The following is a 20,501-nucleotide window of genomic DNA, read 5'->3' on the forward strand; positions in this document are numbered from 1 at the left end:
CAGCGTCGCCACACCACGGTCGAAGGGCCCCGTCCGTTCCGCGGACGGGGCCCTTCGCCGTGCCCGGGGCTGGATAGGGTGGGAGGGCACTTCCTTTCCGCAGTACACACGACACAGGAGCGGCTCATGAGCGCTGTGACCCCCGCTGGAGGCGACAACGCGGCGGGCCGCTCCTGGCCCGCCCTGCTGAACGGGCTGCTTGACGGCCAGGACCTGTCCGCGGACGACACCGCCTGGGCGCTGGACGTGATCATGCGGGGCGAGGCGACCGACGCGCAGATCGCCGGCTTCGCGGTGGCCCTCAGGTCCAAGGGCGAGACCGTCGAGGAGATCTCCGGCCTGGTCCGCACCATGTACGCCCACGCCAACGTGATCGAGGTGCCGGGCGAGACGGTCGACATCGTCGGCACCGGCGGCGACGGCGCCAAGACGGTCAACATCTCCACCATGTCGGCGATCGTCGTGGCAGGCACGGGCGCGAAGGTCGTCAAGCACGGCAACCGGGCGGCCTCCTCGGCGTCCGGCGCCTCCGACGTCCTGGAGAAGCTCGGGGTGAACCTGGAGCTGACGCCGAAGCGGGTGGCGGAGGTCGCCGAGGAGGCCGGCATCACCTTCTGCTTCGCCGTGAAGTTCCACCCCGCCCTGCGCCACGTGGCGGCGGCCCGCGGCCAGCTGGGCATCCGCACGGTGTTCAACTTCCTGGGCCCGCTGACCAACCCCGCCCGGGTCACGTCCCAGGCGATCGGGGTGGCCCACGCCCGGATGGCGCCGATCATCGCCGGCGTCTTCGCCGAACGCGGCCACTCGTCCCTGGTCTTCCGCGGCGACGACGGCCTCGACGAGCTGACCACCACCGCCACCTCCCGGGTCTGGGTCGTGCGGGACGGCCGGGTGAGCGAGGAGACCTTCGACCCGCGCGACGTCGGCCTCGACCTGGTGCCGGTCGAGGCGCTGCGCGGCGCCGACGCCTCCTACAACGCCGACGTCGCCCGCCGCCTGCTGAACGGCGAGACGGGCCCGGTGCGGGACGCGGTCCTGCTGAACTCGGCGGCGGCCCTGGTGGCCCTGGAGCCGGGTGACGCACCGCTGACCGCGCGGATCCGGGCCGGCATGGACCGGGCCGCCGAGGCGATCGACTCCGGTGCCGCACGCCGCGCGCTGGAGCGCTGGGTGGCCGCGAGCAACGCGTAGCCGCCTACGGTGTGACGTGCGTCCCGCGATCCGGACTCGGGTTGCGGGGCGCCGATCACTTCCCCTAGGTTTTTCGACAGGTCATGAGTGACAGTCATGAGGCCCCGGCCGACTGTCCGGCAACCCTCCGTCCGTGGCGGGGTGCCCCGGGTGAAGACCGGGCCGTGGACAGCAAGGTCCTCGGCAAGCGCGGACCCCTCGCGGAACCAGGGGTCCTGGGTCGTCCGAGGGAGTCTCCCGTGAACCAGCGAATGCGATAGGGCCGCAGAGCCCCGCCTCCGCACACTCACCTTCTTCTTCGCAGCGCGTCCGACCGCGCCGGCCCTCACGGGAGTCCGCCATGTCCGTACCCACCGCTGTCGCCACCCCGCTGCCCGTGCTGGGCCGGGACGTCACCGTTCCGCTCGTCACCGGCGGTGAGGTCACCTACGCCGCGCTCGACTACGCCGCCAGCGCCCCCGCGCTCCAGCGGGTCTGGGACGACGTGGCGGCCTACGCCCCGTACTACGGCAGCGTGCACCGGGGCGCCGGGTACCTGTCGCAGCTCTCGACCGACCTGTTCGAGAACGCCCGCGCGACCGTCGCCGGCTTCCTCGGCTGCCGGGACACCGACCAGGTCGTCTTCACCCGGTCCACCACCGACTCCCTCAACCTGCTCGCCGCCGCGCTGCCGGCCGGCTGCCGGGTCTTCGTCTTCGAGACCGAGCACCACGCCTCGCTGCTGCCCTGGAGGGACGCGGACGTGACGTACCTCGACGCCCCGCGCACCCCGGCCGAGGCCGTCGAGACCCTGGAGCGCGCCCTCGCCGCCCGCGAGCCGTACGGGCCCGCCCTGGTCTGCGTCACCGGCGCCTCCAACGTCACCGGCGAGCTGTGGCCGGTGCGTGAACTGGCCGCCGCCGCCCACGCGCACGGCGCCCGGATCGTGCTGGACGCCGCCCAGCTCGCCCCGCACCACCCCGTCTCGGTGGCCGACCTCGACGTCGACTGGGTCGCCTTCTCCGGGCACAAGCTGTACGCCCCCTTCGGCACCGGCGTGCTGGCGGGGCGTGCCGACTGGCTGCGCGAGGCCGAGCCGTACCTGGCCGGCGGCGGCGCCAGCCGCAGCGTCTCCCGGCGCGCCGACGGCGGCGTGGACGTCCAGTGGCACGACAGCGCCGCCCGCCACGAGGCCGGGTCGCCCAACGTCATCGGCGCCTACGCCGTCGCCGCCGCCTGCAAGGCGCTGGAGGAGGCCGGGTTCGACACGCTGGTCGCCCGCGAGCAGTACCTCCTGGGCAAGGTGCGCGAGGGCCTCGCCGAGGTGCCCCAGGTGCGTGTGCTGTCCCTCTTCGGCGACGACGCGCCCCGGGTCGGCGTGCTCTCCTTCGTCGTCGAGGGGTGGAACAGCTCGCACTTCGCCGCCGCGCTCTCCGCCGAGTACGGCATCGGCGTGCGCGACGGCCTGTTCTGCGCCCACCCCCTGGTCCGCACCCTGCTGGGCAGCGACCCGCAGACGCAGGGCGAGTGCGGTGCCCCGGAAGCCGCGCCCGGGGAGAAGTCCCTCAACGCCATCCGGGTGAGCTTCGGCGCGGGCACGCCGGACGAGCACGTCGAGCGCTTCGTGAACGCCGTCAAGGAGCTGGTGAGCGACGGCGCCCGCTGGAACTACCGCACCGAGGACGGGCGGTGCGTCCCCGACACCACCTCCGCCGAGGTGCCGGCGGCCTGAGCGGTCCGGCCCGCCGGCAGCCGCGACCCCAGCAGGATCATCCGCAGCGCCCGCTCCGTGGCGTCCGTGAGGAGTTCGGCGGCGCGCAGCAGTGCGTCGGCCAGCGCCATCGGGGCCGGCATGATCCCGTGGCAGGCGTCCACCCCCGGCACCTCGTGGGCGCCCTCGCCGAGCGTGCCGGCCAGGGCGAGGACGGGACGGCCGGAGAGCTTGGCACGCCGGGCCACCTCCGCGGGGACCTTGCCGCGCGGTGTCTGGTGGTCCAGGGCGCCCTCGGCGGTGAGCACCAGGTCGGCGCGGGCGAGGCGGGCGTCCAGGTCGACGTGGTCCAGCAGCACCTCGAAGCGGGGCAGCAGCCGGGCGCCGACGGCGGCCAGCCCCGCGCCCAGCCCGCCGGAGGCGCCGGTGCCGGGGCCGGTGCGCAGGTCGGTGCCGGTGACACCGAGGTCGCGGGTGAGGACACGCGCCCAGTTCTCCAGTCCGGCCGACAACTGCTCCACCTGCGCGGGCGTCGCCCCCTTCTGCGGACCGAACACCCGGGCCACGCCCCGCTCGCCGCACAGCACGTTGAAGGGGTTGCAGGCCACCAGCAGCTCGGTGTCCCCGAGCCGCGGGTCGAGGCCGGCCGGGTCGATGCGGGCGAGGCGGGTCAGCTCCCGTCCGCCGGGCGGCAGTTCGAAGCCGTCCGCGTCCAGCAGCCGCGCGCCGAGCGCCTGGAGCGCGCCCGCGCCCCCGTCCGAGGTGCCCGAGTCGCCGCAGCCGACCAGGATCCGCCGGACCCCGGTGTCGAGCGCGGCGCGGAGCAGCTCGCCGACGCCGTACGTGGTCGTGGCGCCCGGGTCGCGCAGGGCCCGGGGGACCAGGGACAGTCCCGCGACGGCCGCCATCTCCACGACCGCCGTGTCCTGGGCGCCGAGCAGCGCGAAGTGGGTGCCGACGGGCTCCCCGACCGGCCCCGTGGCGGGCAGCGCCACCAGCCGCCCCCCGGTCGCCGCCGCCAGCGCCACGGCCGTGCCCTCGCCGCCGTCGACCAGCGGGATGCTGTCGATCTCGGCGGTCGGCAGCACCCGGCGGACCCCCGCCGCGATGGCGTCGGCGGCGGCCTGGGCGGACAGGGACTCCTTGAAGCCGCTGGGGGCGACGACGACTCGGTGCAGCACGGCGGGCACGGAGGCCGCGCCGGAGGACACCGGGGCCGCGGGGATCGCGCCGGGCGCCGGGGACAAGGCGGGCAGGGAGGGCATGGAGGGCTCCTTCATCGGGTGACGGGTACGCCGAGCAGCGGCCAGACGGCGGCGGCGAAGAACAGCACGAGGGCGGCGGTCAGCGGTGCCAGGACGGCGGACAGCCGCAGCAGGTCGCGCGGGGTGTAGGTGGGGGTGCCGGGGAGGTCGGAGAAGAGCGTGACCGGCTTGGCGGAGGCGGGCAGGGTGTGGCAGAAGCCGGCCGCGGCGGTGGAGGCGAGCGCGGCGGCGACCGGGTTGACCCCGGCGCCCACCGCCGCGGCGATGACCAGCGGGACCAGGACGGAGGAGCGGGCCGAGCGGGACTGGAGGACCAGGTGGGCGGCCGTGCTCACCGCGACCACGACCCCCAGGAAGACGGCCGGCGTGACGTCCGCGGGCAGCCCCGACACCAGCCATCTCGCCGCACCGGAGTCGGAGAGGGCGACACCCATCGCCATGGTCGCCGCCATGAAGAGCAGGAGCGACCACGGCACCGTCTTCAGGGCGTCCTTGAGCCGCACGGTGCCGAGCGCGGGGGAGGAGGCGACGACCGCGCCGATCAGCGCCACCACCGCCGGGGAGACGTGGTGCACGGGCTCGCTGCACCACAGGGCCACCACCGTGGCCAGCAGCAGGGCGCAGCGCTTCTCCGCCTGGGTCCAGGGGCCGGTGACCGGGCTCTCGGTGTGCCGCTGTATCTCCTCGGCGGTGATGTGGACCGGGCCCCGGCGGTCCGCGCGCCGGGTCGTCGTCAGCAGGACGGTCTCGGCGGCCAGGTGCGAGGAGGCCACCGCCAGCGGCAGCCCGAGCAGCAGCCACTGGGTGAAGCCGATCCGGTCGCCGGTCGACTCCCACAGCACCGACACCGTGATCAGATGTGCGCCCGCGCCGATCAGGGTCGCCACCGCAGACAGAAGGATCACGGTCGGGAACAGCAGCGCCAGCATCACGACCAGTCGTTTCCGGTCGGCGAGAGCCTTGGCGAGGGCGAGGAACACCGGCAGGGCGAGCGCCGCCCGGCCCGAGGTGGCCGGCACCGCGAACGCGGTCACGACCAGCGCGGCCGTCGTCAGGTGCACCAACTGCCGTACGCTGCGCGCCCCGCCCACCAGGAACGCCGCCGCCCGCCCGGCGAGCCCGGTCCGGGCCACCGCCGCCGCCAGCACGAAGGCGCAGATCAGCAGCCACACCGTGTCGTCACCGAGGGTGCCGAACAGGGTGTCGCTGCTGATCACGCCGGTCGCGGTCAGCGCGAGACCGGCGCCCAGCGCGATGTACGTGTCGTCGATCGGCGTACCGATCCAGGCGCAGGTGGCCAGGGCGAACACGGCGAGGGTGAGGCGCGCGTCGCCGCCGAGGGCCGGGAAGTTGGCGGGGACCGCCAGCAGCGCGCACAGGGACAGCGCCACGCACAGGGCCGCCGCGAGGCGGAGGTTCAACGTCACGTCATCGAGGGTTCTCCCGGGCGGTGAGTCCCCAATGAGTCCGACATGAAGGAAACTTCACACAAAAGCCGGTCAGCCGAACCCGCCGGGACGTGCGTCAGCCCGGCAGCCGGTACCCCATGCCCCGTACCGTCTCCACCCGCTGCGCCCCCAGCTTCTTGCGCAGCGCCCGCACGTACACGTCCACGATGTTCGAGCCGGGGTCGAAGTCGTAGCCCCACACGTGGGAGAGGATCTGCTCCCGGGACAGGACCTGCCCCGGATGCCGCAGGAACAGTTCCAGCAGCACGAACTCACGGGCCGTCAGGTCCACCGTCCGCTCCGCCGCCCGGGCCCGGCGGGTGCGCAGGTCGAGGGAGAGGTCGCCGGACCTCAGCACCGTCACCTCCGGCGCCCTCGCCGCCGTACGCAGCCGGAGCCGGACCCGCGCGAGCAGTTCCTCGAAGCGGAACGGCTTGGTCATCCAGTCGTCGGCGCCGCCCTCCAGCCCGGCCACCGTGTCCCGTACGGAGTCCCGGGCGGTCAACACGATCACCGGGGTCGTCACCCGGGACTCGCGCAGCTCGCGCAGGACCGTGAAACCGTCCCGGCCGGGCAGTCCGATGTCCAGGACGACCAGGTCGAAGCCCCCGGTGAGCGCGTACTCGTAGGCGGCGTCGCCGTCGGCGACCGCGGTGGTGGTGAAGCCGTTGGCGCGCAGGCCCTTCTCGACGAAGGAGGCGATGCGCTCCTCGTCCTCGACGATGAGGATGCGGTTCATGGACGTGCCTCTTCCGGAAATCAGTCCAGTGTCAGGACGAAGGTGGCTCCGCCACCCTCGGTGGTGCGCAGGGCGACCCGCCCGCCGTGGCCCTCCGCGATGGCCTTGACGATCGACAGCCCGAGCCCGGCGCCGGTCCCGCGCACCCCGCGCCGGGCCGTGCCCCGCCGGAACCGCTCGAAGATCACCGCGGCGTCCTGCGGCTGCACCCCGGGCCCGGAGTCGGCGACGTACAGCTCGACGCGGGTGCCGTCGGCGCGGGAGCCGATGCGGATGGTCTGGCCGGCGGTGGTGTGCTGCACGGCGTTCTGCGCGAGCTGCACCATGGCCTGCGTGATCCGCTGGGGATCGAGGTGCGCCTCCCGGTCGGCGACCTCGGCCAGCACCCAGTCGCGGTCGCCGAGGGTGCGGGCCTTGACGTAGACGTCGGCGGTGAGTTCGGCGAGCTGCACCGGCTCGGGGGTGACGAAGTCGGGGCGTTCGGTCTTGGCGAGCAGCAGCAGGTCCTCGACGATGCGGCTCATCCGGTCCAGCTCGTCGGTGACCAGGCGGACGGTCTCCTCGCGCTCCGCCGGGTCGTCGCCCATCAGTTCCAGGTGGCCGCGCACGATGGTGATCGGGGTGCGCAGCTCGTGGCCCGCGTCGTCGACGAACCGGCGCTGGGCGGCGAAGGCGCGTTCCAGCCGGTCGAGCATGGCGTTGAACGTCTCGGCCAGGGCCGCCACGTCGTCGTGGCCGTGCACCGGGATGCGCCGGGTCAGGTCCTGCTCGGTGAGCTGCGCGGCCGTGGCACGCACCAGCCGCACCGGCTTGAGGATGCGGCCGGCGACCACCCACGCGATACCGGTCGTCATCAGCAGCGCTACGCCGGAGATGGCGAGCAGCACGCGGAACACCTCGTCGGCCCGGGCCTGTTCGCGCCCCGGGTGGAAGGCGACCACGAACGCGGCCGCCGGTTCGCCGCCGTACCGGGCCACGGTGACCTTGGCCCAGCGGATCTCGCCCTCCGGGCGCTCCAGGGTGCCGGTGGCGTCGGGCGAGGCGTAGATGCGGCGCCGCGCGTCGGCGTCCTCGTGCAGCGGCAGGGCGACCGGGATCTCCCGCTGCTGGATGATCTGCGTCGGCCTGCTGCCCACCTCGCCGACCAGACCGATCAGCTCCTCGTCCAGGTCGGCGTACTGCCGCTCCAGGAAGACGCGCAGCAGCCGCCCGGGGTCGGTGAAGGGCCGGCCGGTCTCCGGGTCGAAGCCCTGCTCCTCGAAGTTGGCGAACTCGCCGGCCTCCTGCGCGAGCAGGCCGTTGATCCGCTGGTCGGTGTCGCGCAGCAGGATCGAGCGGGTGGTCGCGGCCACCGAGGCGAGGGCGACGGCCATCACGAGCAGCAGCCAGAGCAGGATGCGGACACGGGCCGAGATCCGGCGGCGCTCGCGGTCAGCCGTCGTCGCCGGGTCCGTCGTCGGCGGCCGGGCCGGTGGCTCCGTCATCGGTGTCCTGGCCTCGGTCGTCGTCATCGTCGTCATCCGGAGGGCTGTCGGTCACCGGTGGCCGGGTCACCACCTGGTCGCTGGGCGTCGGCTGGGGCGAGGAGGAGGTGGGCGACGGGGTGGGGGAGCCGCTCTCCAGCTCCACCTTGGCCGGGACCTTGGGCTCCTGCGGGCTGTCGGTGAGGGCGAAGCTGGTCGCGGCGATGCCGAGCGGGATCAGGACGACGGCCGCCAGGGCCGCCATCCGGCGTGAGAAGACCATGTCCCCGATCCTGCGCCCGGTACCCGGCGATCCGGATGAGTCCGGCATGAAGAACTCTTCATGCGCGTCCCGGTCGGCGTCAGTTGTCGAGACCGATCGCGAACGCCGCCTCCAGGTCGTGCTGGGAGTACGTGCGGAAGGCCACGTGCGTATCGGTGCCCTCCACGCCCGGGATCTTGCTGATCCGGCCGGGGATGACCTCCGCCAGGTCCTCGTGCTGGGCCACCCGCACCATCGCGATCAGGTCGTAGGTGCCGGTGACGGAGAAGACCTCCGTCACGTTCTCCAGCGCGGCGATCCGCTCCGCGATCTCGGGGATGCGGTCCACGCTGGTCTTGATGAGGACGATCGCGCTGATCACGGCTGGTTCTCTCCCTCGGGCGCCGCCACTGGAACGCTCTTCACTCTAGCCGCAGGCCCGAACCGCACCCAGGCGAAGGCGAAGCCCAGCCCGAAGCCCACCAGGTGCGCGAGGTACGCCACCCCGGGACCGTCGCCGGCCCGTCCCGCCGCCATCCACTGGAGGCCCGCCCAGAACGGCAGGACGATCCAGGCGGGGAAGCGCAGCGGCAGGAAGAAGAGGAACGGCAGCAGACTGGTCACCCGGGCCCGCGGGAAGAGGAAGAGGAACGCGCCGAGGATCGCGGAGATCGCCCCCGAGGCGCCGACCAGGGACTGCTGGGAGTGGGCGTTGGCGCCCGCGTAGCCGAGCAGCGCCAGGTAGCCGCAGCCCAGGTAGAAGAGGGCGAACTGGAGCCGGCCCATCCGTTCCTCGGTCATCGCGCCGAAGACGTAGAGGAAGAGCATGTTGCCCAGCAGGTGCACCCAGCTGCCGTGGACGAAGAGCGCCGTGGCGGGGGTGAGCGCCGATCCGGGGGAGTCCTCGAACAGTTCTGCGGGGATCACGCCCCAGCGCCGGAAGTAGGCGCGCTGGGCGGCCAGCAGCTCGTCACCGGTGCCGTACGCCGGATTGAGCCCCGCCGCCGGGCTGAGCAGGAACAGCACGCAGCACAACGTGATCAGCCCGTACGTCACCGGCGCCGTCCGGCCACGGGCGGTGCGGGGCGCGCGGGCCGTGCCGGGTGACCTGACCGCCCTTCGGACCGAGGTGCTCCAGTTGCGGATCATGGACACAGAGCATGACGCAACGGGACGCACCCGCCCATGGCGCCTCGCCGCCGTGGACACGCGGGCGTCGGGTACCCGCCAGGCCGTAGGGTTACGAGCCACACGCGCCGGGGCGGCCCGGCGCGTCACCGACACTGGAAGAGAGCGAACAGCCACGATGACGGTTCCCCTGCCGACCGACACGACGCGGTGGCGCTGCACCCTCTGCGGCAACCTCACCCGCTTCGACGTGACCCGGGCCTCCAAGGTCGTCGAGTACGTGCACCTCGACCTGGCCGGCGAGCCCGAGGTGGAGGAGCGCGAGGTGCTCAGTGAGACCATCGAGTCGGTGCGGTGCCGCTGGTGCAACGCCGTGGACCAGGTGGAACTCGTGGACAGGCCGGGTGCCGCCTCCTGACGGGAGCGGCCCCGCACCAGGCGATCCCGGACCGGGGTCGCCCTGAGACATTGGGGTGACGGATGGTGGAGACACAAGGCGGGGGGCCGGGCGACGGCGCCGCCGAGGTGCTCGACCGTCCGCTGCCCGACGGCGTGCGCCGCCGGGTCGTGCAGATCGTGTCCGACGGCTTCGGCGGACTCACGCTCGGCGAGCTGCCGGCGCAGCTGAGACAGTACGCACGGTTCGCCCCCAACCGCAGGGCCAAGTTCGCCGGCAACGCGATGGCCGCGGCCGTCGAGACCGACACCCTCTTCCGCCAGCGCATCGGGGAGAAGTTCAGAGAGGCCCAGCCGGAACTGGCCGGTGCCCTGGACTCCGGCTCCCCGCCACCGGCCGCGGACCCGCTCGACGTGGCGGCCGCGGCCTACGTGCTGCGGCCGCACGGCTGGGTGAAGCTGGTGGCCGCCGCCGGCGAGGAGGCGCAGCGCGCCGACGCCGAGCGCGCCGACGAGGAGAGCCGCGCCGAGCTGGAGCGGCTGCACGCGGAGCTGGCCCGGGCCCGGGAGCACACCCGGACCGAGACCGAGCGGCTCCGCGCCGAGCTGGACGCGGCGAAGAAGGAGGGCGAGTCGCTGCACCGCAAGCTGCGCTCCGCCCTCAGCGACGTCAAGCGGGGCGAGGCGGCCCTGCGCAAGGTGCGCGAGGAGATCGACGCGGTCCGCGCCGAGACGCACGCCCAGGTGTCCGCGGCCGAGAGCGAGTCCCGGCGGCTCAAGACCCGGCTCGGGGAGGCGGAGGCGGCCCTGGAGGCCACCCGCAAGGCGGCCCGGGAGGGACGCAGCGTCGAGGACATGCGGGTGCGGCTGCTGCTGGACACCCTGCTGGACGCCACCCAGGGGCTGCGCCGGGAACTCGCGCTGCCCCCGGTGTCGGTGCGGCCCGCCGAGACCGTCGACGCCGTGGAACCCGGCCGCATGACACCCAAGGACATCGCCGCGCGCGCCCTGTCCGAGAACGACCCCGCCATCCTCGACCAGTTGCTCGCGCTGCCCCAGGCCCACCTGGTCGTCGACGGCTACAACGTCACCAAGACCGGCTATCCGCAGATGCCGCTGGAGAAGCAGCGGTTGCGCCTGCTCGGCCAGCTCTCGCAGCTCGCCGCGCAGACCGGCGCCGAGATGACCTGTGTCTTCGACGGCGCCGAGCTGGCCGCGCCGGTGCTGCTGGCGCCGCCGCGCGGGGTGCGGGTGCTGTTCTCCAAGCCCGGCGTCACCGCCGACGAGCTGATCCGCCAGCTGGTGCGCGCCGAGCCGCCGGGCCGGCCGGTCATCGTCGTCTCCACCGACCGCGAGGTCGCCGACGGGGTGGCGCGCGCGGGCGCACGCCCGGTGGCATCCGCGGTGCTCCTCAAGCGGCTTTCCTGACCTCCTGGTTCACTTTCGTGGCAACCGCAACGTAGGTGTTCTATGCCTGAATTGACGGAACCGTCACACAACGTAGTGTCAAGTGGGGATTACTGCATGTGAGTTACGGCAAAGAATGCGGTGCGTAACCAGGATTTTTCGTCGGAGGATTTGAACTCATCACGAGTGGGTCACTAGGGTCAGCCATCGAACCCTCGAACGGGTGATCCCTCTCAAGAAGGAGCTCGTCTCCGTGGCGTCCCACCGTCGTCCCAAGCAGCCGAGCCGCACGCGCGTGACCGTGCTCACCACCGCTGCCGCCGCAGCTGTCGCTCTCAGCACCCAGGCCGCCAACGCCGCCCCGAGCGAGAAGCCGAGCAAGGACGAGGTCAAGACCAAGGTCGACAAGCTCTACCAGGAGGCCGAGAAGGCCACCGAGAAGTACAACGGCGCCAAGGAGAAGCAGGAGAAGCTCCAGAAGGAGATCTCCACGATCCAGGACAACGTCGCCCGCGGCCAGGAGGAGCTCAACGAGCTGCGCGACGGCCTCGGTTCGATGGCCAGTGCCCAGTACCGCTCGGGCGGGATCGACCCCTCCCTCCAGCTCTTCCTCTCCGCCGACCCGGACGACTACCTGGACAAGGCCTCCACGCTCGACCAGCTGAGCGGTCAGCAGGTCGAGGCGCTGAAGAAGATCCAGACCAAGCAGCGCGACCTCTCCCAGCAGCGCTCCGAGGCGACCGAGAAGCTCAAGGACCTCGCCTCCACCCGCACCGAGCTGGGCAAGAAGAAGAAGGAAGTCCAGGGCAAGCTCTCCTCCGCACAGAAGCTGCTCAACAGCCTCACCGCGGCGGAGAAGGCCGCGCTCCAGGCCGAGGAGCAGCGCTCCACCCGCAGCAGCGAGCGCGAGGTCCTCGCCAGCACCGACGGCCCCTCCGGCAAGCCCGCCTCCGGCCGCGCCGCCGCCGCCTTCGCCGCCGCCCAGAGCAAGCTCGGCACGCCCTACGTCTACGGCGCCACCGGCCCGTCCTCCTTCGACTGCTCGGGCCTGACCCAGTGGGCCTACGCCCAGGCCGACGTCGCCATCCCGCGCACCTCCGAGTCGCAGACCGGCGCGGGCACGCGGATCTACTCGCAGAGCCAGCTCCAGGTCGGCGACCTGGTCTTCTTCTTCAACGACCTGCACCACGTCGGCCTCTACGCCGGCAACGGCCAGGTGCTGCACGCGCCGCGCACCGGCACGGTCGTCCGCTACGAGTCGATGGGCACCATCGGCGGCCCGTTCATGTTCGGCGTGCGGGTCTGACCCGACGTCACGCCCGACCCCGGAATCAGCCCCGCCGTACCGCCCGTTCGGGCGAATCACGGTGAGGCGCTCCGACCCCCTCGCCCCGCCGGTGACCTGCGTCAGCGGCGGGGCGTCGTGCTGCGGGCCGCCACAGGTCGTTGGCCGGTACCCCGCCGCGGGGTTACTGTCTGCCGCGTTTCCCGTCCGTCAGCGGAAGGAGTGCGGCTTCCCGTGGGGTCCCATCGCCGCCTTGCACCATCCGGGTCCGACCGCGGCGCCACCGTCGCCGTCGGCCTCCTCTCCGTCGCCGCCGCGGTCCTCGGCGCCGTACCGGCCACGGCCGCCCCGCACGACGACCGGCGGGCGGAGGTGGACCGGCTCCACACGGAGGCGGAGCGGGCGACCGAGGCCTACAACAAGGCCGACGCGCGCACCGACGCCCTGCGCGAGGAGATCGGCACCGCGCAGGACGCGATCGCCCGGCAGCAGGAGCGGATCAACACCATGCGGGAGGCGCTCGGTTCGCTGGCCGGCGCCCAGTACCGCTCCGGGGGCGTCGACCCGTCGCTGGCACTGCTGCTCTCCGCCGACCCGGACGACTACCTGGACAAGGCCTCCGTGCTGGACCGGATCACCACCCACCAGGCGGGTGAGCTGAGGGAGCTCCAGGACGCCCTGCGCGAACTCGCGCAGGACCGGGCGGAGGCCGGCCGGAAGCTCACCGAGCTGGAGAAGGGCCAAAAGGCCGTCGCCGCCCACAAGCGGACCGTGGAGCGCAAGCTCGCCGAGGCCCGCGAACTGCTCGCCTCGCTGCCGGACGAGGAACGCGCCGCCTACGACCGCGGCTCCCGCTCCGGCCGGACCGACCTGACCGGCCCCGGAGGGTCCGCCGCCTCCGGGCGCGCCGCGGCCGCCGTCGCCGCCGCCCGCTCCGCCCTCGGCAAGCCCTACGTCTGGGGCTCCAACGGCCCCGGCGGGTTCGACTGCTCGGGCCTGACCCAGTGGTCGTACGCGCAGGCCGGGGTGGGGCTGCCGCGCACCTCGCAGGCGCAGTCCGGAGCGGGCCGGCGGGTCTCCCTGGCCGACGCGCGCCCGGGCGACCTGGTCGCCTACCGGGACGATGCCAGCCACATCGGCATGTACGTCGGCAACGGCCAGGTGATCCACGCCCCCTACCCCGGCGCCCCCGTCCGCTACGACCCGGTCGGCATGATGCCGGTCTCGTCCGTCACCCGGGTGTGATCCGCTCGGTGGCCGAAGTGCCCCCGACGGCCGCCGCCGGCGGCGCCGCGCCCGTACGATCGGGAGGATGGCCGGTCGAAGGCGGGTGTCGGGTTCCTCGGTGGTGGCGTTGTGCCTGCTGCTGGTCTCCCTGGTGGCCTGCGGCGGCCGGACCGCCGCCGACCCGGCCCGGGCCGAGGTGCAGGGGGTGCTGGACCGCCGTGCGGCCGCCGTCCTGGGCCACGACCGGGCCGCCTACGCGGGCACGGGCGCCGCGGGCGCCTTCGACCACCTGAGCGAGGTGCCGCTGGCCGCGTTCGCGTACCGCGTGCGGGACATGGACCGCACCGGTGACACGGCCACCGCGGACGTGGAGCTGAGCTACCGCGTGGCCGGCTACGACCGGGGCGCCGTCACCGCCGGCCGCACCGTGCGGCTGAGCCGGGACGGCGCCGGCGGCCGGTGGACCGTGGAGTCCGAGCGGCCCGCCGAGGAGTCCGGCCAGCAGCCGTGGGACCAGGGAGCGGTGCGGGCCGTCCGGGGGACGCACAGCCTCGTGCTCGGCGTCGGGCAGTCCGCGGGAACGCTGCGCCGCTTCGCGGACCTGGCCGACCGGGCGGTGCCCGCCGTCTCCGCGGCCTGGGACGGCGACTGGGCCCGGCGGGTCGTCGTGGTCGTCCCGGAGTCGGTGGAGGGCATGGCGGGCCTGCTCGGCTCGCCCGCCTCCTCCTACCGGGGCATCGCCGCGGTCACCACCGGGGAGACGGGCGGCCGGGAGCGGGCGCCCGCGGACCGGATCATCGTCAACCCCGACGCGTACGGGCTGCTCGGCACCCTCGGCAAGCAGGTCGTGCTCACCCACGAGACCACCCACGTCGCCACCCGCGCCGACACCACCTCCGCCACTCCGCTGTGGCTCTCCGAGGGCTACGCCGACTGGGTCGGCTACCGGGGCAGCGGCCGCACGCCCGACCAGGCCGCCCCCGAGCTGGCCCGCGCGGTGTCCGAGGACCGCGTGCCGGCCCGGCTGCCGACGGACGAGGACTTCGGCTTCACCGCCGACGCGGACGAGCTGGCCCGGGCCTACGAGGGCGGCTGGCTGGCCTGCCGGATGATCGCCGACCAGTGGGGCGAGGAACGGCTGGACGCCTTCTACCGGGCCGTGGGCGGGCACGACGAGCGGGCGGGCGCGGTCGAGGAGGCGACGGACGAGGTGCTCGGCGTCACGCCGGAGGAGTTCACGGCGCGGTGGCGGGAGTATCTGCGGTCGGAGTTCGGCTGAGCCGGCCGGCGGGCGCGGTCCGCCCCGGGGCGGTGCGCGCGGCCGTGTCGCGCCACAGGGCGCGGGCCGCCAGGAGCGCCGCGGCGACCAGCAGGCCGTTGCGCACGACCAGCAGCGCGATGCCGAGCGGATCGCTGGCGACGACGTACCCGAACAGGACCGGGAACTCCAGTACCGTCACCGGGCTCGCCGCCAGCACCAGGACGGCCGGCACCCGCATCCGGCTCGCCCGGAAGCACCCGCAGACCGCCGCCAGGCCGATCAGCCACACCATGTACTGCGGGCTGATCACCCGGCTGGTCACCGTGAACACCAGCACCGCCACGAAGGCCGCGTCCGCCGCCGTGTGCGCCGCGAAACGCGAGGCCGCCAGCCGCCACAGCAGCAGCCAGCCGAACGCGAGGGCGGTCAGCGCGAGGGCGGCCGTGCTCACCGCGCCCACGTACGGGCCGAGGAACTCGACCGAGCCGTAGTGGAGCAGCACCTCGCCGTCCCAGCCGAAGTGCCGGGCGACGTGGAAGACCAGCGCGCCCAGCGACTCCACCTCGGTGCCCCGCTCGCGCTGGAAGGTCAGGAAGGCGAAGGCCCCCGGCATGGTCACGGCGAACAGCGCGGCCGACAGCGCACCGGCCACGGCGGCCGCGGCCCAGGGTCGCCGCCCGCGCATCCCGACCAGCACCAGGGCCGGCCACACCTTCAGCAGCGCGCCGAACCCGGCCAGGGCGCCCGCCAGGCGCGGATGCCTGCCCGCGGCGAGCAGCGCGGCCACCGCGACGGCGGTGACCATCACGTCGTAGCGGGCGTACACCGTCGGGCCGAGCAGCGGCACCCCCGCCACCCACACCCACGCACCGCGCGGTGAACGCCCGGGGCCCCGGCCCGCGTACCACAGCAGGGCGAGGACGAGCAGGTCGGTGACGCAGGCCAGGACGAAGAACGCCGTCGCGTACTCCAGGAAGGGCAGCAGCCCCGGGGAGAGCATCGCGAGGGCCGCCGCGGGCGGGTACTGCCAGGTGACGTCGTCCAGCGGAAACGTTCCGGCACGCAGGATGCCGGCCCAGTCCCGGTAGATGACGGACACGTCGCTGGTGACGTCCGGGCCGGGGAAGACCAGGATCTTCAGGACGAACAGCAGCAGGACCAGCCGTGTGGCTCCCCAGGCCGTGAGCAGGCGTGCCGGGGGCCGCCTCGCGTCCGTCGTCTCCACGTGCTCCCTGCCCGTCCGCGTGCCGTGCCCTGCCTGCCCCGCTCCGCCTGCCCGGCCTGCCCGGCCTGTTCCGCCTGCTCTGCGGCCATGATGACCCGGACACCTGTGCGTCTGCCACAGGAGCGGCCGGGCCCCGGAGCGCGCGGCGGGTTCGGTAGGGTCGGCGGCGTGCGCAAGACCTTGATCGTGACCAACGACTTCCCGCCCCGTCCGGGCGGCATCCAGGCCTTCCTGCACAACATGGCGCTGCGCCTGGACCCCGAACGGCTGGTCGTCTACGCCTCCACCTGGAAGCGGGGCCGGGAGGGCGCCGAGGCCACCGCCGCCTTCGACGCCGAGCAGCCCTTCACCGTCGTACGGGACCGCACGACGATGCTGCTGCCGACGCCGGCCGCGACCCGGCGGGCCGTGGGCCTGCTGCGCGAGCACGGGTGCACGTCGGTGTGGTTCGGGGCGGCCGCGCCCCTCGGGCTGATGGCGCCGGCGCTGCGCAGGGCGGGGGCCGAGCGGCTCGTCGCCACCACCCACGGCCACGAGGCGGGATGGGCCCAGCTGCCCGCCGCCCGGCAGCTGCTGCGCCGGATCGGGGAGTCGACCGACACGATCACCTACCTCGGCGAGTACACGCGCTCACGGATCGCGGGCGCGCTCACCCCCGAGGCCGCCGCACGGATGACGCAGCTGCCGCCCGGCGTCGACGAGAAGACCTTCCACCCGGGCAGCGGCGGCGACGAGGTGCGGGCCCGGCTCGGACTGGCCGAGCGGCCCGTGGTGGTGTGCGTCTCCCGGCTGGTGCCGCGCAAGGGCCAGGACACCCTGATCCGGGCGATGCCGCGCGTGCTGGCCGCCGAGCCGGACGCCGTCCTGCTGATCGTCGGCGGCGGACCCTACGAGAAGGAGCTGCGCCGGCTCGCCCGGGAGACCGGCGTGGCCGCCTCCGTCCGCTTCACCGGGGCCGTGCCCTGGTCCGAGCTGCCCGCGCACTACGGCGCCGGGGACGTCTTCGCCATGCCGTGCCGGACCCGGCGGGGCGGACTGGACGTGGAGGGGCTCGGGATCGTCTACCTGGAGGCCTCCGCGACCGGCCTGCCCGTGGTGGCCGGTGACTCCGGCGGGGCTCCCGACGCCGTGCTCGACGGCGAGACGGGGTGGGTCGTGCGGGGCGACTCCGCCGACCAGACGGCCGACCGCGTCGTCACCCTCCTCGGCGACCCGGAGCTGCGCCGCCGGATGGGGGAGCGGGGCCGGGCCTGGGTCGAGGAGAAGTGGCGCTGGGACCTGCTCGCGGAGAACCTGAAGGCCCTGCTGTGACGCGGGGTGCCCGTGGGGCACCGGGAAACGTATGAGGGGCGCCCCCATGGGCGCCCCCCGCCGGCCTACTTCGCGTAGATCGCCTCGATCTCCTCCGCGTAATCCTTCGCCACCACGTTCCGCTTCAGCTTGAGCGACGGCGTCAGATGCCCGGAGTCCTCCGTGAACTGGGCCGACAGCACCCGGAACCTGCGCACCGACTCCGCCTTGGACACCGCGGAGTTGCCGTCGTCGATGGCCGACTGGACGGCGGCGAGCAGATCCGCGTCCTCCCGCAGCGACGCGGCCGTCGAGCCGGCCGGCTTGCCGTGGTCCGCGCACCAGCGGTCGAGGAACTCCTCGTCGATGGTGATCAGCGCGCCCACGAAGGGCCGCCCGTCGCCGACCACCATGCACTCCGCGACCAGGGCGTGCGCGCGGATGCGGTCCTCTATGACGGCCGGGGCGACGTTCTTGCCGCCGGCGGTGACGATGATCTCCTTCTTGCGGCCGGTGATCCGCAGGTACCCGTCCTCGTCGAGGGTGCCGATGTCACCGGTGTGGAACCAGCCGTCGGCCAGCGCCTCGGCGGTCGCGCCCGGGTTGTTCCAGTACTCCTTGAAGAGGTGCTCGCCGTGCAGCAGCACCTCCCCGTCGTCCGCGATGCGCACCACGGAGCCGGGCAGCGGCTGGCCGACCGTGCCGATCTTCTGCCGGTCCCAGGGGTTGAAGGCGGTGGCGGCACAGGACTCGGTCAGGCCGTAGCCCTCCAGCACGGTGAAGCCGATGCCGCGGAAGAAGTGGCCGAGGCGCTCGCCGAGCGGGGCGCCACCGGAGATGGCGTACTCGCCGCGTCCGCCGAGGACCGTACGGAGCTTGCTGAAGACGAGCTTGTCGAAGACCTTGTGCTTGATCTTCAGACCGACGGACGGGCCGGACGGCGTGTCCAGCGCCCTGCTGTACGCGATCGCCGTGTCGGCGGCCTTGTCGAAGATTTTGCCCTTGCCGTCGGCCTGCGCCTTGGCCCGCGCCGAGTTGTAGACCTTCTCGAAGACGCGCGGCACGCCGAGGATCAGCGTCGGCCGGAACGCGGCCAGCTCGTCGGTGAGGTTCTTGATGTCGGGGACGCAGCCCAGCTTGATCGGCGCGATCATCGGCGCGACCTGGACCAGGCGGCCGAAGACGTGGGCGAGGGGGAGGAAGAGGAGGACGGAGCACTCGCCCGTGCGGAACAGCGGGCGCAGCCGCTCGACGACGTTGCCGCACTCGGCGAAGAAGCTGCGGTGGGTGAGCACACAGCCCTTGGGGCGGCCGGTCGTACCGGAGGTGTAGACGATGGTCGCGGGGTCGTCGGCCTTCGCGAGCGAACCGCGCTCCTCGACGGCCTGGTCGGTGACGTCCTGGCCGAGGCGCCCCAGCTCCTCCACGGCACCTGCGTCGATCTGCCACACGTGCTTGAGGGCGGGCAGCCCCTCACGCACCGACTCGACGGCGGCCGCGTGCCCGGCCGACTCCACCACGCACGCCGTGGCGCCGGAGTCGCTGAGGATCCACTGCACCTGCTCGGGGGAGCTGGTCTCGTACACCGGGACGGTGACCGCGCCCGCGCTCCAGATCGCGAAGTCGAGCAGCGTCCACTCGTAGCGCGTACGGGACATCAGGCCGACGCGGTCGCCCGGCTGGACACCGGAGGCGATGAGGCCCTTGGCCGCGGTCTGCACCTCGCCGAGGAAGGCGCGGGCGGTCACGTCCTGCCAGGCGCCTCCCGCCTTGCGGGAGATGACGGCGACGTCCGGATGCTGCGCGGCGTTTCTGCGGACGATGTCGGTCAGGTTTCCGTCCGCAGGGACCTCGTACAAAGCCGGAAGGCTGAACTCGCGCAAGACTGCTGCTCCTCATAGGGCGCCGGCGCCACGACACTGTGTGATGCGACGGTGCGGTCCAAGGCTCGGGCAAGTACTCGTGGATTCACATGTTGAAATCCAGAGCACGACTGGACTGCCCGGACGTTACCCGCCGGTATGGCTTCTCCGACAGGGGGTCCCCGCGAGATGTTCGCTGCGTCACACGGATGGGGTTTCCTTCGCGCAGAGTAGTCGACGGATCAACCGACCAGCCAGTAACCGCAGGTCCGACCGCCACTGTTCACAAGGGGCACGCGCTGCCTACGCTTGATCGCCATGGCACCCACACCGCCCGGCACCACGACCACCCGCGTCCACGTGGTCAGCGACGTCCACGGCAACGCCCGCGACCTGGCCCGGGCCGGCGAGGGCGCGGACGCCCTCGTCTGCCTCGGGGACCTGGTCCTCTTCCTCGACTACGCCGACCACTCGCGCGGCATCTTCCCCGACCTGTTCGGCACCGAGAACGCCGACCGCCTCGTCGAGCTGCGCACCGCCCGCCGTTTCGCCGAGGCGCGGGAGCTGGGGGCCCGGCTGTGGGCGGGCGTCGGCGGGGACCGGCGGACCCTGATCGAGGGAGCCGTGCGCAAGCAGTACGCCGAGCTGTTCGCAACCTTCCCCACCCCGACGTACGCCACCTACGGCAACGTCGACATGCCGCCCCTGTGGCCCGAGTACGCCCGCCCCGGCACCACGGTGCTCGACGGGGAGCGGGTGGAGATCGGCGGCCGGGTCTTCGGCTTCGTCGGCGGCGGCCTGCGCACGCCGATGCGCACGCCCTACGAGATCGACGACGAGGAGTACGCCGCGAAGGTGGAGGCCGTCGGCGAGGTGGACGTGCTGTGCACGCACATCCCTCCGGAGGTGCCGGAACTCGTCTACGACACGGTGGCGCGGCGCTTCGAGCGGGGGAGCAGGGCGCTGCTGGACGCGATCCGCCGCACCCGCCCCCGGTACGCGCTCTTCGGGCACGTGCACCAGCCGCTGACGCGGCGGATGCGGATCGGGGCGACCGAGTGCGTGAACGTGGGGCACTTCGCGGCCACCGGGAAGCCGTGGGTGCTGGAGTGGTGAGCGGGCCGGGGCGGTCCGGGGCGTGGCTGGGGCCGGGGCCGGGGTGGGAGCCGTGAGCGGGGATCCGGCGGCCGGCCCGGGCGGGGACTCGGCCGCCGGCCCGGGCGTGCAGGTGGTGGGCCGGGTCGCCCGGGCAGGTGGTGGCGTTCGCCGTGTCCGTGCGCGATAGCCTTCACGCGGCACACACGTGCGCGACACGGGCGCACGACGACCTCAACAGCGGCACCGCATCCGGAGGAGCCACGG

The 20,501-nt window shown here is 73.5% G+C and carries 18 protein-coding genes and 1 riboswitch; of the genes, 9 read left to right on the forward strand and 9 right to left on the reverse strand.

What is annotated here, in order from left to right:
- Nucleotides 1–126: 126 nt before the first annotated feature.
- Nucleotides 127–1,191 carry an anthranilate phosphoribosyltransferase gene (gene trpD / locus AC07FV_RS03900; protein WP_384692624.1) on the forward strand — a complete coding sequence of 355 codons (1,065 nt, stop codon included), beginning with the start codon at nucleotides 127–129 and terminating at the stop codon, nucleotides 1,189–1,191.
- Between the two features lie 79 nt (nucleotides 1,192–1,270).
- A riboswitch (SAM riboswitch) is annotated at nucleotides 1,271–1,387 on the forward strand.
- A 144-nt stretch (nucleotides 1,388–1,531) separates the two neighbouring features.
- Nucleotides 1,532–2,902 carry an aminotransferase class V-fold PLP-dependent enzyme gene (locus AC07FV_RS03905; protein ID WP_479084418.1) on the forward strand — a complete coding sequence of 457 codons (1,371 nt, stop codon included), beginning with the start codon at nucleotides 1,532–1,534 and terminating at the stop codon, nucleotides 2,900–2,902.
- Here AC07FV_RS03905 and AC07FV_RS03910 read toward each other — a convergent pair.
- From AC07FV_RS03910 to AC07FV_RS03940, 7 genes are all read right to left on the reverse strand, one after another.
- Nucleotides 2,839–4,062 carry a glycerate kinase gene (locus AC07FV_RS03910; RefSeq protein WP_479084883.1) on the reverse strand — a complete coding sequence of 408 codons (1,224 nt, stop codon included), beginning with the start codon at nucleotides 4,060–4,062 and terminating at the stop codon, nucleotides 2,839–2,841. The genes AC07FV_RS03905 and AC07FV_RS03910 overlap by 64 nt on opposite strands.
- A gap of 95 nt (nucleotides 4,063–4,157) precedes the next feature.
- A complete protein-coding gene (locus AC07FV_RS03915; protein ID WP_479084419.1) occupies nucleotides 4,158–5,573 on the reverse strand; it encodes an SLC13 family permease in 1,416 nt (471 codons plus the stop codon).
- A 97-nt stretch (nucleotides 5,574–5,670) separates the two neighbouring features.
- On the reverse strand, nucleotides 5,671–6,333 hold the full coding sequence (locus tag AC07FV_RS03920) for a response regulator transcription factor (RefSeq protein WP_121746593.1): 663 nt from the start codon (nucleotides 6,331–6,333) through the stop codon (nucleotides 5,671–5,673).
- Between the two features lie 20 nt (nucleotides 6,334–6,353).
- A complete protein-coding gene (locus AC07FV_RS03925) occupies nucleotides 6,354–7,817 on the reverse strand; it encodes a sensor histidine kinase (protein WP_479084421.1) in 1,464 nt (487 codons plus the stop codon).
- A complete protein-coding gene (locus AC07FV_RS03930; RefSeq protein WP_479084423.1) occupies nucleotides 7,765–8,079 on the reverse strand; it encodes a small secreted hydrophilic protein in 315 nt (104 codons plus the stop codon). The genes AC07FV_RS03925 and AC07FV_RS03930 overlap by 53 nt, the downstream gene beginning before the upstream one ends.
- 79 nt (nucleotides 8,080–8,158) lie before the next feature.
- A complete protein-coding gene (locus AC07FV_RS03935) occupies nucleotides 8,159–8,440 on the reverse strand; it encodes an Lrp/AsnC family transcriptional regulator (RefSeq protein ID WP_053129551.1) in 282 nt (93 codons plus the stop codon).
- Entirely contained in the window at nucleotides 8,437–9,207 is a 771-nt protein-coding gene (locus AC07FV_RS03940) for a rhomboid family intramembrane serine protease (protein WP_479084424.1), read from the reverse strand. The genes AC07FV_RS03935 and AC07FV_RS03940 overlap by 4 nt, the downstream gene beginning before the upstream one ends.
- Nucleotides 9,208–9,364: 157 nt before the next feature.
- Between AC07FV_RS03940 and AC07FV_RS03945 the strand changes: the two genes are divergently transcribed.
- The 5 genes from AC07FV_RS03945 to AC07FV_RS03965 all read left to right on the forward strand — a co-directional run bounded on the left by AC07FV_RS03945 (nucleotide 9,365) and on the right by AC07FV_RS03965 (nucleotide 14,780).
- Nucleotides 9,365–9,604, forward strand: coding sequence for a hypothetical protein (locus tag AC07FV_RS03945; RefSeq protein ID WP_271415467.1), 240 nt, complete (start codon nucleotides 9,365–9,367; stop codon nucleotides 9,602–9,604).
- A gap of 62 nt (nucleotides 9,605–9,666) precedes the next feature.
- The gene (locus tag AC07FV_RS03950; protein ID WP_479084425.1) at nucleotides 9,667–11,010 is read left to right on the forward strand and encodes an NYN domain-containing protein; all 1,344 of its coding nucleotides are present in this window, start codon (nucleotides 9,667–9,669) and stop codon (nucleotides 11,008–11,010) included.
- A gap of 232 nt (nucleotides 11,011–11,242) precedes the next feature.
- On the forward strand, nucleotides 11,243–12,295 hold the full coding sequence (locus AC07FV_RS03955) for a C40 family peptidase (RefSeq protein ID WP_479084884.1): 1,053 nt from the start codon (nucleotides 11,243–11,245) through the stop codon (nucleotides 12,293–12,295).
- A 213-nt stretch (nucleotides 12,296–12,508) separates the two neighbouring features.
- Nucleotides 12,509–13,519 carry a C40 family peptidase gene (locus AC07FV_RS03960; RefSeq protein WP_479084427.1) on the forward strand — a complete coding sequence of 337 codons (1,011 nt, stop codon included), beginning with the start codon at nucleotides 12,509–12,511 and terminating at the stop codon, nucleotides 13,517–13,519.
- A gap of 67 nt (nucleotides 13,520–13,586) precedes the next feature.
- Nucleotides 13,587–14,780, forward strand: coding sequence for a hypothetical protein (locus AC07FV_RS03965; RefSeq protein WP_479084428.1), 1,194 nt, complete (start codon nucleotides 13,587–13,589; stop codon nucleotides 14,778–14,780).
- Here the strand turns inward: AC07FV_RS03965 and AC07FV_RS03970 are convergent.
- Nucleotides 14,737–15,987 carry a glycosyltransferase 87 family protein gene (locus AC07FV_RS03970; RefSeq protein ID WP_479084430.1) on the reverse strand — a complete coding sequence of 417 codons (1,251 nt, stop codon included), beginning with the start codon at nucleotides 15,985–15,987 and terminating at the stop codon, nucleotides 14,737–14,739. The genes AC07FV_RS03965 and AC07FV_RS03970 overlap by 44 nt on opposite strands.
- 168 nt (nucleotides 15,988–16,155) lie before the next feature.
- Between AC07FV_RS03970 and AC07FV_RS03975 the strand changes: the two genes are divergently transcribed.
- A complete protein-coding gene (locus AC07FV_RS03975) occupies nucleotides 16,156–17,298 on the forward strand; it encodes a glycosyltransferase family 4 protein (protein ID WP_479084432.1) in 1,143 nt (380 codons plus the stop codon).
- A 65-nt stretch (nucleotides 17,299–17,363) separates the two neighbouring features.
- Here AC07FV_RS03975 and AC07FV_RS03980 read toward each other — a convergent pair whose 3' ends face one another.
- Nucleotides 17,364–19,160, reverse strand: a complete 1,797-nt coding sequence (locus AC07FV_RS03980) for an AMP-dependent synthetase/ligase (RefSeq protein ID WP_479084434.1) — start codon at nucleotides 19,158–19,160, stop codon at nucleotides 17,364–17,366.
- Nucleotides 19,161–19,457: 297 nt separating this feature from the next.
- On the opposite strand from AC07FV_RS03980, the gene AC07FV_RS03985 reads away from it, so the two are divergent.
- Nucleotides 19,458–20,255: a metallophosphoesterase family protein gene (locus tag AC07FV_RS03985; protein WP_479084435.1), complete on the forward strand. Its 798-nt coding sequence runs from the start codon at nucleotides 19,458–19,460 to the stop codon at nucleotides 20,253–20,255.
- Nucleotides 20,256–20,501 lie beyond the last annotated feature (246 nt).

The organism is Streptomyces sp. NPDC045956 (assembly GCF_056430705.1).

Bases quoted from the DNA above. Each gene is read 5' to 3' on its own strand.
- AC07FV_RS03940 (WP_479084424.1), bottom strand. From the start codon at position 9,207: ATGATCCGCAACTGGAGCACCTCGGTCCGAAGGGCGGTCAGGTCACCC.
- AC07FV_RS03950 (WP_479084425.1), top strand. From the start codon at position 9,667: ATGGTGGAGACACAAGGCGGGGGGCCGGGCGACGGCGCCGCCGAGGTG.
- AC07FV_RS03905 (WP_479084418.1), top strand. From the start codon at position 1,532: ATGTCCGTACCCACCGCTGTCGCCACCCCGCTGCCCGTGCTGGGCCGG.
- AC07FV_RS03945 (WP_271415467.1), top strand. From the start codon at position 9,365: ATGACGGTTCCCCTGCCGACCGACACGACGCGGTGGCGCTGCACCCTC.
- trpD (WP_384692624.1), top strand. From the start codon at position 127: ATGAGCGCTGTGACCCCCGCTGGAGGCGACAACGCGGCGGGCCGCTCC.
- AC07FV_RS03925 (WP_479084421.1), bottom strand. From the start codon at position 7,817: ATGACGGAGCCACCGGCCCGGCCGCCGACGACGGACCCGGCGACGACG.
- AC07FV_RS03930 (WP_479084423.1), bottom strand. From the start codon at position 8,079: ATGGTCTTCTCACGCCGGATGGCGGCCCTGGCGGCCGTCGTCCTGATC.
- AC07FV_RS03965 (WP_479084428.1), top strand. From the start codon at position 13,587: ATGGCCGGTCGAAGGCGGGTGTCGGGTTCCTCGGTGGTGGCGTTGTGC.
- AC07FV_RS03985 (WP_479084435.1), top strand. From the start codon at position 19,458: ATGGCACCCACACCGCCCGGCACCACGACCACCCGCGTCCACGTGGTC.
- AC07FV_RS03920 (WP_121746593.1), bottom strand. From the start codon at position 6,333: ATGAACCGCATCCTCATCGTCGAGGACGAGGAGCGCATCGCCTCCTTC.